Genomic DNA, 11,517 nt, shown 5'->3' with positions numbered 1-11,517 from the left:
ACCGCCCGCCACCCGTACGTACAGAGGAGTCGCAGATGCCGTCCCTGCCCCGCCTGGTGGTGAGCGCCCCCGCGTCCGGCCACGGCAAGTCGTCGGTGGCGATCGGCCTGCTGGCCGCGCTGCGGCACCGAGGGCTGAGCACTGCCGGGCTGAAGGTCGGGCCGGAACACACCGACGCCGCGTATCTGGGTGCCGCCGCCGGGCGGCCGGGCCGCAACCTGGACCCGATGCTGGTGGGCTCCGGGCGGATCGGTCCGCTGCTGGTGCACGGTGCGGCCGGAGCCGACATCGCCGTGGTCACCGGGACGATGGGGCTGTTCGACGGTCTCGGCAGCCGGCCGGACAGCCCGTCCACGGCGACCGTCGCCACCGCCGTGCGCGCCCCGGTGCTGCTGGCGGTGGACGCGGCGACGATGGGCCAGTCGGTGGGTGCGCTGGTGCACGGCTTCCGGGCGTACGACGAACTGCTCTGGCTTGGCGGGGTGATCCTCAACCGGGTCAGCTCGGCGCGGCACGAACAGGTGCTCCGTACCGCCTTGGACGAGATCGGCGTGCCGGTGCTCGGCGCGCTGCACCGGGGCGAACTGCCGGCGGGGGTCCCGCGCCCGGCCGGGGTGGTGCCGGTCGCGCATCACAACATCGACACGGTACGGCTGATCCGCCGGCTGGGTGAGGCGGTGGACGCGGCCGTCGACCTGGACCTGGTGCTGGCGATGGCCCGGTCAGCGCCGCCGCTGCCGGTGCCGGAGTGGACCGCCGGCGACGCGTTGGCCGCCGAGGCCGAGGCGGCCGGGGTGCCGCCGGCGCCGCCGCCGGCCCGGCGTCCGGTGATCGCGGTCGCCGGCACGGCTGAGCTGATCTACGGCTACGCGGAGACGGTCGAACTGCTCACCGCCGCCGGTGCCGCGGTGGTGCCGGTGGATCCGCTGCGGGACGAGTCGTTGCCGGAGGCGACGGCGGCGCTGGTGCTGCCCGGCGGGCTGCCGGAGACCTACCTGCCGGAGTTGTCGGCGAACCGTGCGTTGACCCTCGCGGTGGCCGACCTGGCCCGGTCCGGTCGGCCGGTGCTGGCCGAGGGGACCGGGCTGCTCTGGCTGGTCCGGGAGTGTGACGGGCGGCCGATGGGTGAGGTGTTCGACGCGGCGGCGTCGACCACCGACCGGATGATCGTCGGCTACCGGGAGGCGACGTCGCGGGCGGCCACCCCGGTCGCGCCGCTCGGTGGTCGACTGATCGGCTACAAGCAGCACCAGACGGTGGTTTCCCCGCGTGCCGGCCACACCCCCGCGTGGACGTGGGGCAACGGAGTGCCGGAGGGCTTCGTCTGGCGTCGGGTGCACGCCTCCCAGTTGACGCTGCACTGGGCGGGGGCACCGGAGATCGCCCGGCGACTGGTGGTCGCCGCCGCCGACGGCCGGCCGGGGGCGGGCGACGGCCGGGTCGGCCCGCCGCCCGGTGAGCCCGGCCCGCCGGTGCCGCCGCACCCGGCCGCACCGCACCCGGCCGCACCGCACCCGCCCGGGCCGCGGCCGCCGTCGGTCGGCGACGACGAGGACACCGAGCCGGTGCTGGTGGCCTCAGCCGACGATCTCGGCTGACGGCGGGGTGAACTGGCGTGGCGGCTTGCCCTTGAGGGCATTCTTCAACGTACCGGCGGCCGAGTCCACCGGCTTCTGCGACTGCCAGTCGCCGACCGCGTTGAACGGGTTGTCCGGGTCGGCGATGAAGCTGGCCACCGCGAGTTCCGGGGTGTATCCGGTGAACCAGGCGGACCGGGTGCTGTCGGTGGTACCGGTCTTGCCGGCAACCGGTCGCCCGACCGCCTTGGCGACCCCTTCGGCGGTGGCCCAGCCGCCACAGCCGCCAGCGGCCGGGCGGTCACCGACCGGGCAGCGGGCGGCGTCGGTGGCGGCTCGGGCCACGTCCGGCGAGAAGGCCGCCCGGCAGCGCGGGGCTGCCACCTCGACGTCGACCCCGGTCAACGCCCGGTAGGTGACCGGGGTGCCGTCCGGGTTCTCCACCGCCAACACCGGGGAGTCCTCGCAGTGGCTGCCGTCGGCGGCGATGGTGGCGTACGCGTTCGCCATTTCCAGCGGGGTCACGTCGGATACGCCGAGGGTGAAGGCACCCCACTTGCTGGCGTACTCGGGTGAGGCGTTGCGCCGGTCGACGTCGGTGCGCCAACGCAGCCCGAGCCGCTCGGCCATCTGCACCGCCTTCTCCGCGCCGACCTGCTGCAGCAGCCAGACGAAGTAGGTGTTGACCGACTTACCGAACCCGGACCACATGTAGTGGAAGCCGGCCATTGACCCGTCGGCGTTGCTCGGGCACCACCGTCCGCCGCAGCTGCTGCTGCCCTGGCCGCCGTCGTAGATGGAGTTGATCCGGTGCGGCGCGTTGAATCCGGAGCGCAACGGCATGCCGGCGTCCAGCGCGGCCAGCATGGTGAACATCTTGAAGGTCGAGCCGGCCTGGTACCCGGGCAGGTCGCCGCCGCCGAGCAGCGGTGTCACCGTGTTCGGGTAGTTGCCTTTGACCTTCTCCCGCAGGTTGGGGTTGGAGTGCTGGCCGTTGTCGGTCTGGTCGAGCGAGTAGACCCGGTTGACCGCCATCGCCTTGACCTGTCCGGTGCCGGGTTCGACCGCCACCAGGCCGTGCGCGAACGGACTGCCGATCGACTCCCGGGAAGTGACCTGTTCCTGGGCGACCTTCTGAATGCCGGGGTCGAGGCTGGTGACGATCCGGTACCCGCCGGTACGCAGGTTTGCCAGCCGCTCGGACGGGCTGTCGCCGAACGCCTTCTGACTCATCCACCAGGACTTGAGGTAGTCGCAGAAGAAGCCCCAGTCGTTGTGCTCCTGCGGCACCGACACGCACTCGTTCGGCGGGGTGCTCAGGTTGAGCCGGATCGGTTCGGCCTTGGCCTGCTCGGCCGCGACCGGGGAGAGGTAGCCCAGGTCGGCCATTCGGTCGATGACGTAGTTGCGCCGCTCGGTGGCTGCGGCCTGGTCCGATGTCGCCGGGTCGTACTCCGACGGTGCTTTGACCAGTCCGGCGATCAGCGCGGCCTCGCTGGCGGTCAGCGCCTTCGGGTGCTTGGAGAAGAAGATCTCTGCGGCGGCGTAGATGCCGTACGCCCGGTGACCAAAGTAGGCGGCGTTGAGGTACCGCTCCAGGATCTCCGGTTTGGACATCTGCTTCTCGAGCTCCATGGCGATCCGGATCTCCCGGATCTTGCGGCCGGGGGTCTGCGCCGTGGCCGCCTGCAGCTCCAGCGGGTTCTGGGCGGTCTGCTGCAGGGCGAGCCGGACGTACTGCATGGTCAGTGTGGAGCCGCCCTGGGACACCCCGCCGGCCTGCTGGTTGGCGACGAACGCCCGGGCGACGCCCTTCGGGTCGACGCCGGAGTGCTGGTAGAACCGGTTGTCCTCGGAGGCGACGATGGCCTGCTGGATGAACGGCGACATCTCGGTCAGCGGTACGTACCTGCGGTGCTCCTCGTAGAACATCGTCACCAGGGTCTTGCCGTCGGCGGCGTAGACGTACGACGTCTGGGCGGGCTGGGCGTCGCGCAGCTCGCTGGGAATCTGGTCGATCGCCCTGGTGCTGGCGATGACGCCGAGACCGGCGACGGCGGCCATCGGGTACGCGGCGGCGGCGACCACGACACCGGCGATCAGACCGGCCCGGAGCAGTTGGACGAGGCGGCCACTGCGAGCTGGGTGGCGGGTGCGTTTCCTCACGGCCCAAAGCTAAGCCGAACATCCATATAAAGTGACCAAAAGGATTAAAATCATAAGACGAATCGTGTCACAAGCGTCACCCTTCGTCGATTTCGTCTCGCCCGCCCGGCATGATCGCCACCATGCAGGAGTACGATCTCGGGCACCACGGCGACGTCGAGGCCACCCCCGGCCTGATCGACCTGGCGGTCAACGTCCGGGTCGGCGAACCGCCGCGCTGGCTGACCGAACCGGTCTCTGCCAGCCTGCGCGATCTCGCCCGCTACCCCGACCAGCGGGCCGCTGTCACGGCCGTCGCCGACCGGCATTGCCGGCCCGCCAGCGAGGTGCTGCTCACCGCCGGTGCCGCCCAGGGCTTCGTCCTGATCGCCCAGGCGCTGCGTGACGCCCGCCACCCGGTGGTGGTGCACCCGCAGTTCACCGAGCCGGAAGCCGCCCTGCGTAACGCCGGGCACCGGGTCGACCGGGTGTTGTTGTCCGCCGACACCGGGTTCACCCTTGACCCCGGCCTCGTTCCGGCCGACGCGGACCTGGTGCTCATCGGCAACCCGACCAACCCGACGTCGGTGCTGCACCCCGCCGAGACGGTCGCCGCGCTCACCCGACCGGGCCGGGTCGTCGTCGTCGACGAGGCGTTCGCCGACACCACCTGCGCCGCCGGCGTACCGGGCGAACCGCAGTCGCTGGCCGACCGGCGGGACCTGCCCGGACTCGTCGTGGTGCGCAGCCTGACCAAGACCTGGGGACTGGCCGGGTTGCGGATCGGCTACCTGCTCGGCCCGGAGCCGCTGCTGCGCCGGCTCGCCACCGCAGCGCCGCTGTGGCCGGTCGCCACTCCGGCGCTGGTCGCCGCCGAGGTGTGCGCCAGCCGCCGGGCGGTAGGCGCCGAACGCCGGTTCGCCGCCGCGCTCGCCACCGAGCGTGCCCACCTGGTCCGACGGCTCGCCGAACTGCCCGGGGTCACCGTGGCCGGCACCCCGGCCAGCGCGTTCGTCCTGATCCACGTCGCCGGTGCGCAGCGGGTGCGGCACCGGCTGCGTGCGCAGGGCTACGCGGTACGCCGCGGCGACACGTTCCCCGGGCTGGGTGTCGACTGGCTGCGGATCGCGGTACGGGACACTGCCACCACCGACGCCTTCGTCTCCGTGTTGTCGACCACCCTGGAGGACTGATGCCCGATGGTCGTGGAGTACCGATGCCCGACGGTCCTGGCGGACTTGTGCCCGATCACCCGACCGGCTCGCTGATCGAGGCGACCCTGGCGCGGATCCAGCCCCCCGACGGCGACGCGATGACTCAGGCCCGGGCACTGCACGCCCGGCTGACCAAGCCGGCCGGCTCGCTCGGCGCGCTGGAGGAGCTGTCGGTGCGGCTCGCCGGCCTCGCCGCGGCCTGCCCGCCACCGCTGCCCGAGCCCGGCGCGGTGGCCGTCTTCGCCGCCGACCACGGGGTGCACCGGCAGCGGGTCACCCCCTGGCCGCAGGAGGTCACCGCGCAGATGGTGGCCAACTTTCTGGCCGGCGGCGCGGTGGTGAACGCCTTCGCCCGGCAGATGGGGGCCAGCGTCACCGTGGTCGACGTGGGCGTGGCCGCGCCGCTGGAGCCCGCCGACGGGCTGGTGTCGGCCCGGGTACGCCCCGGCACCGCCGACCTGTCCAGCGGGCCGGCGATGACCGTCGACGAGGCCCGTACCGCCGTCGAGGTGGGTATCCGGGTCGCCGGCGACCTGCACGACGGTGGCGCCGCCAGCCTGCTCACCGGGGACATGGGGATCGCCAACACCACCGCGGCGGCGGCCCTGATCGCCGGCTTCACCGGTGCGGCGGCGGCTGACGTCACCGGCCGGGGCACCGGGGTCGACGAGCCGACGTACCAGCGGAAAATGTCCGTGGTGGAGGCGGCGCTGCGCCGGCACCGGCCGGACCCGGCCGACCCGGTCGGCGTGCTGGCCGCGCTCGGCGGGCTGGAACACGCAGCGCTCTGCGGCTTCCTGCTCGGCGCCGCCGCCCGGCGGATCCCGGTGATCCTGGACGGGGTCAGCGCGGTGGCCGCCGCGCTGGCCGCGGCGGCCCTGGCCCCGCACGCCACCGCCGCGATGGTGGCCGGGCACCGTTCGGTGGAGCCGGGGGCTACCGTTGGGCTGCGCCAGCTCGGCCTGCACCCCCTGGTCGACCTGGAGCTGCGCCTCGGAGAGGGCACCGGCGCCCTGCTCGCCTGGCCGATGATGGCCAGCGCGGTCCGGGTCCTGCACGAGGTGGCCACCTTCGACGCGGCGGGAGTTTCCGAGAAGTGAATCTCTACCCACTGGGGCTGCGGCTTCACGGCCGACGGGTGCTGGTGGTCGGCGGCGGCGCGGTCGCCACCCGGCGGGTGCCGGCGTTGCTGGACGCCGGAGCCGACGTGCTCGTCGTGTCACCCGAGCTGACCCCGGCTTTGCACGGCCTGGTCACCGCCGGGCGGCTGGGCTGGCGGCAGCGGCGGTTCCAGCCCGGTGACCTCGACGGGGTCTGGCTGGTCCAGGTCGCCGTCGACGACCCGGCGGCGGCGGCCGAAGTCAGCGCCGCCGCCGAGCCCCGGCGGGTGTTCTGCGTACGGGCCGACGACCGGACCGAGGCGACCGCCTGGACCCCGGCGGTGACCCGGCACGGCCCGGTGACCGTGGCGGTGCTCGGCGGCGGGGACCCGCAGCGGGCGGTCCGGGTCCGGGACGCGATCAACCAGCGGCTGTCCGACGGCACCATCCCGGTCGCCGACACCGCCGGGACGGCGTCGGCCACCGCCGGCCCCGCACCGACCGGCCGGGTGGTTCTGGTCGGTGCCGGCCCCGGCGACCCGGAACTGATCACCGTGAAGGGCCGCCGCGCGCTCGCCGAAGCCGACGTGGTGGTCGCCGACCGGCTGGTGCCCGGGCTGCTGCTGGACGAGCTGCCCGCCCGGGTCGAGCTGGTCGACGCCGCGAAGATCCCGTACGGCCCGGCTGCCGCCCAGGAGGAGATCAACCGGATCCTGGTGGACCGGGCCCGGGCCGGATCCGTCGTGGTCCGCCTCAAGGGCGGTGACCCGTACGTCTTCGGCCGGGGCGGTGAGGAGCTGCTGGCCTGCGTCGAGGCGGGCGTGCCGGTGTCGGTGGTGCCCGGCGTGAGCAGTTCGGTCGCGGCACCCGCCGCCGCCGGTATCCCGGTCACCCACCGGGGGGTGGCCCACGAGTTCTCCGTGGTCTCCGGCCACCTGCCGCCGGGGCACCGGCTGTCGCTCGTCGACTGGCCGGCGCTCGCCCGGCTGCGCGGCACCCTGGTGGTGCTGATGGGGCTGAAGAACCTGCCGGCGATCGCCGAGACGCTGCTCGCCAACGGCCGTGGCGCGGACACCCCGGCGGCGGTGGTGCAGGAGGCGACCACCGGCGCCCAGCGGGCGCTGACGTCGACCCTGGGTGCCGTGGCCGGCGAGGCCGCCGCCGCCGGGCTGCGGCCGCCGGCCGTGGTTGTCTTCGGCGACGTGGTCGGCACGCTGGACGTGCCGACCGATCGAGCCGACCGGACCGAGGACTGAGCGGTCTGGCGCGCCGGGGGAGCGGCGCGCCGGACCGACCCGGTTCAGAGCTTGAGCATGTCGTCCAGCAGCAGGGCGCACCGGATCAGCCCCAGATGGCTGTACGCCTGGGGATGGTTGCCCAGCCCGCGTTCGGCGAGCGGATCGTACTGCTCGGGCAGCAGGCCGGTCGGGCCGGCGGTGTCGATCATCTGCTCGAACAGCTCCTCGGCGTCACCGCGCCGCCCGGTGCGCAGGTACGCCTCGATCAGCCAGGCGGTGCAGATGTGGAATCCGCCCTCCCGGCCGGGCAACCCGTCGTCCCACCGGTAGCGGTAGACCACCGGGCCGCTGCGCAGGTCCGCCTCCACCTTGAGCACGGTGGCGAGGAACCGCGGGTCGTCGTCGGGCAGCAGCCCGGACAGCCCGATCCACAACGAGGAGGCGTCCATCTCCTCGTCGCCGTAGGCGACCGTGTATGCGCCAGCCTTGGCGTGCCAGCCGTGTTCCAGCACGTTGCGGCCGATCCGGTCGCGCAGCTCGACCCAGTCCGGCCGTTCGCCGCCGCCGTGCCGGCCCGCCATCCGCAGCGCCCGGTCCACCGTCATCCAGCACATGACCTTGGAGAAGACATGGTGCCGGGGAGCGAGCCGGGCCTCCCACAGGCCGTGGTCCGGCTCGTGCCAGCGGCGTTCGACCGCCTGCACCATCGCCTCCAGCACCCGCCACTCGTCGTCGTGCACGGCACCGCGGGCGTCGGCGACCACCGCGAGCAGGTCGGCGATCGGCCCGAACACGTCGAGCTGCAGCTGGTGGTTGGCCAGGTTGCCGACCCGCACCGGGCGGGAGCCGGCGTAGCCGGGGAGGGTGTCGATGACCGCCTCAGCGCCCAGTTCCAGACCCTCCACCGTGTAGAGCGGGTGCAACCGCTCCGGGTGGCCGCCGGTGCGCTCGACGCAGCCGTCCACCCAGCGCAGGAACGCCTCGGCCTCGGCCAGCGAGCCGAGGTCGACCAACGCCCGGGCGCTCATCGCCGCGTCCCGCAGCCAGCAGTACCGGTAGTCCCAGTTGCGTACCCCGCCGAGCTCTTCGGGCAGCGAGGTGGTCGCGGCGGCGAGGATCGAGCCGGTCGCCTCGTGGCACAGTCCCCGCAGGGTGAGCGCGCTGCGGGCGACCAGCTCCCGGCCGGTGTTCGGCAGCTGCAGCTGCCGGACCCACTCCCGCCACGGCTGTTCCGCGGTGGACTGGCGCTGCTGCACGGTGACGGTGTGGTGTTCCAGGCTGTGCGAGCCGAACCGCAGCTCCATGGTGAGCATGCCGTCGAGCGCGGCCAGGTCGACCAGGGCGCGGCCGGTTTCCCGACCGCCGTCGTCGATGACCTTCCACACCACCCCGGGGGAGTAGAGCGCCACCGGCTCGTTGGAGCCGAGCACCAGCAGCCCGTCACCGAGCGGCTGCAACTGCACGGCCACCTGGCCGAACTCTGGGCGCGGTGCGAACTCCAGCTGTGCCTGCCCGGTGCCGGTGAGCACCCGGACCAGGGTGGAGTCGGCGCCCGGTAGCACCGTGTCGCCGGCGGAGGACTCGGCCGGCGGGCGGTCCAGCCAGTCGGTGACGGTCAGCCCCGACCAGCGGGTCTCCACGGTCATCGTGCCGGGCCGGTAGCGCTGCCCCAGCGGGAACCCGCCGCGGGCCGGTGCGACGGCGAAGTGCCCGGCCGGTGCGCCGCCGAGCAGATCGGCGAAGATCGCCGACGAGTCCGGCTTGGGATGGCACAGCCAGGTCACCTTGGCGTCCGGGGTGAGCAGTGCGATGGTCCGACCGTTGGCCAGCATCGAGTGGCGCTCGATCGGCACCGCGTGCTCGCCGTAGAGCCAGTTGCGCCGGGTCTCCAACAGCACGCCGAGCACCCGCGCGGCGTCGATCGGTTCGGCGACCCGGAACGCTGCCCGGGTGTCGCCGTCGCCGATCTTGATGCCGACGTCCGGGCCGTGCAGGTTGGCGAAGGCGCTCTCGTCGGTGATCGAGTCGCCGATGAACAGCACGCCGCTGGCCGACGTCTGGGTGCGGATCTGGTCCAGGGCGGTGCCCTTGTCGGTGGCGACCACTGACAGTTCGACGACTTCCTTGCCCTGGGTGACGGTGACGTCGGGCCAGGCGGCCGGTCCAGTGTTGACCGCCGCGACGACCGCTTCGGCGACTGCCGGATCGGCGCCCCGGGTGTGCACCGCGACGCTGGCCGGTTTGACCTCCAGCCGTACCCCGGGCTGGTCCTTGATCAGCTGCCGTAGCTTCCGCTTGAGCTGGGAGTGCACCTGCAGTTGCTCAGGGGCCAGCCGTTCGACGAAGCCGATGTCGAACTCGGACCCGTGGCTGCCGACCAGATGGACCTCGCTGGGCAGCCGGGAGAGCGCGGCGAGATCGCGCAGCGCCCGGCTGGAGACCACCGCGACGGTGGTCTGTGGAAGCGCGGCCAGCGCCCGCACCGCCGCGACCGACTCCGGTAGCGGTACGGCCCTGGTCGGGTCCTCGACGATCGGTGCGAGGGTGCCGTCGTAGTCGCAGGCCACCAGCAGTATCGGCATCCGGGCGATCCGCCCGATCGCCGCGCGCAGCTCGGGATCGATCTGATCCGCGGCCGCGCGTACGTCCCCGTCAAGGACGGACGTTCTCATTCATTCCTCCGTCTCGGGCACACCGAGTTCTGTGAGGAAGGAGCGGGCCCAGTGGCCGACGTCATGGGTCCGCAGATGGCGCTGCATGATCCGCATCCGCCGCCGGGCCTCGGAACTGTCGACGTGCACCGCCCGCAACAGGGCATCCTTGACGCCGTCCGGGTCGTGCGGGTTGCACAGGAACGCTTGACGCAGCTCCGTTGCCGCGCCGGCGAACTCACTGAGCACGAGGGCACCGCCGGTGTCGGCGCGGGCCGCGACGTACTCCTTGGCCACCAGGTTCATTCCGTCTCGCAGTGGTGTCACCATCATCACATCGGCCGCGCGGTAGAGCGCGGCGAGTTCACTGCGACTGTACGACTGGTGCAGGTAGTGCACGGCGGGCACACCAACCCGGCCGAATTCACCATTAATCCGGCCAACTTCGCGCTCAACCTTGACCCGAAGTGCCTGGTAGTGCTCGACCCGCTCGCGACTGGGGGTGGCAACCTGCACCATAACCGCATCCGGAACTGTCAGCTTTCCGTCAGCAAGAAGTTCCCGGAACGCTTTCAGCCTGAGTTCGATCCCCTTGGTGTAGTCGAGCCGGTCCACCCCGAGGATCACCGTCTTCGGATCCCCCAGCTCGGCGCGGATTTGCTTGGCCCGCGCCTCCACCGACGCGTCGTGGGCCATCCGCTCCATCTCCGGAACGTCGATCGAGATCGGGAAGGCACCCGCCTTGACCTTACGGCCGTCGACCTGGATCATCTGGCCCTCGTACCGCAGCCCGAGCAGGTGGCGGGCCAGCCGGACGAAGTTCTGCGCGGCCAGCCGCTGCTGGAAGCCGACCAGGTCGGCACCGAGCAACCCGCGCAGGATCTCGGCGCGCTGCGGCATCTGCATGAACAGCTCGATCGGCGGGAACGGGATGTGCAGGAAGAAGCCGATCCGCAGGTCCGGGCGGATCTCCCGGAGCATGGCCGGCACCAGCTGCAGCTGGTAGTCCTGCACCCACACCGTCGCGCCCTCGTCGGCGACCTCCGCTGCCGCCTCGGCGAACCGGGCGTTGACCACCCGGTAGGCCTCCCGCCAGCGGCGCTTGAACGCCGGCGTCTCGACCGCGTCGTGGTACAGCGGCCAGATGGTGGCGTTGGACTGACCTTCGTAGTAGCGTTCCAGCTCTTCGGCGCTCAGCGGGACGGGGTGCAACCGGATGCCTTCGAGGTCGAAGGGCTCCGGTGCCGCACCGGCGCCACCGGCCCAGCCGACCCAGGTGCCCTGGTGCGCGGCGAGCACCGGGTGCAGGGCGGTCACCAGACCGCCGGGGCTGCGCCGCCACTGGCGACCTTCCGGCGTGGTCACCTCGTCCACCGGCAGGCGGTTGGCGACCACTACGAACGAGCTCCGAACCGTCACGTTCCGTACACCTCCGGTGATTACGGGACCGCCATGAGCGTACTGTGCGGGCCAGGCGGGCGGACTCCCGTCCCCCTCTTGGTGCCCAGCTGATCAGGACATCGAAACCCGGCCGGGCGCGATGAGGCAGGTAACACCGGCGCGAAGATCCCGGCCGTCCGGTGGGGTGAGGT

General features: G+C 72.6%; 6 protein-coding genes and 1 pseudogene. 4 read left to right on the top strand and 3 right to left on the bottom strand.

Features of this window, described 5'->3' with window-relative positions:
* Positions 1-35 precede the first annotated feature (35 nt).
* Positions 36-1,598 carry a cobyrinate a,c-diamide synthase gene (locus ACFHW1_RS23880; RefSeq protein ID WP_416567866.1) on the top strand — a complete coding sequence of 521 codons (1,563 nt, stop codon included), beginning with the start codon at positions 36-38 and terminating at the stop codon, positions 1,596-1,598.
* On the opposite strand, the gene ACFHW1_RS23875 is transcribed toward ACFHW1_RS23880, so the two are convergent.
* On the bottom strand, positions 1,578-3,641 hold the full coding sequence (locus ACFHW1_RS23875; protein ID WP_416552750.1) for a transglycosylase domain-containing protein: 2,064 nt from the start codon (positions 3,639-3,641) through the stop codon (positions 1,578-1,580). The two genes, ACFHW1_RS23880 and ACFHW1_RS23875, sit on opposite strands and share 21 nt — an antisense overlap.
* A gap of 182 nt (positions 3,642-3,823) precedes the next feature.
* Between ACFHW1_RS23875 and cobC the strand changes: the two are divergent.
* The 3 genes and pseudogenes from cobC to cobA form a co-directional block, all read left to right on the top strand.
* Positions 3,824-4,915 (top strand): annotated as a pseudogene (gene cobC, locus ACFHW1_RS23870) (Rv2231c family pyridoxal phosphate-dependent protein CobC); the annotation flags it as partial.
* 71 nt (positions 4,916-4,986) lie between these two features.
* Positions 4,987-6,036, top strand: a complete 1,050-nt coding sequence (gene cobT / locus ACFHW1_RS23865) for a nicotinate-nucleotide--dimethylbenzimidazole phosphoribosyltransferase (protein WP_416552752.1) — start codon at positions 4,987-4,989, stop codon at positions 6,034-6,036.
* Positions 6,033-7,292, top strand: coding sequence for a uroporphyrinogen-III C-methyltransferase (cobA, locus tag ACFHW1_RS23860; RefSeq protein WP_416552440.1), 1,260 nt, complete (start codon positions 6,033-6,035; stop codon positions 7,290-7,292). The genes cobT and cobA overlap by 4 nt, the downstream gene beginning before the upstream one ends.
* Positions 7,293-7,336: 44 nt before the next feature.
* Here cobA and otsB read toward each other — a convergent pair whose 3' ends face one another.
* Both otsB and ACFHW1_RS23850 read right to left on the bottom strand, forming a co-directional pair.
* Positions 7,337-9,946: a trehalose-phosphatase gene (otsB, locus tag ACFHW1_RS23855; protein WP_416616124.1), complete on the bottom strand. Its 2,610-nt coding sequence runs from the start codon at positions 9,944-9,946 to the stop codon at positions 7,337-7,339.
* Complete coding sequence (locus tag ACFHW1_RS23850; RefSeq protein ID WP_416552444.1) at positions 9,947-11,344, bottom strand: alpha,alpha-trehalose-phosphate synthase (UDP-forming); 1,398 nt, start codon at positions 11,342-11,344, stop codon at positions 9,947-9,949. It lies immediately after the preceding gene.
* Positions 11,345-11,517: the final 173 nt, after the last annotated feature.

Source organism: Micromonospora sp. LOL_014 (genome assembly GCF_048060245.1).
In the GTDB taxonomy this organism is placed as follows: domain Bacteria; phylum Actinomycetota; class Actinomycetes; order Mycobacteriales; family Micromonosporaceae; genus Micromonospora_E.
Note: the sequence above shows the minus strand (reverse complement) of the source record. Positions and strands in the feature narration are given on the sequence as shown.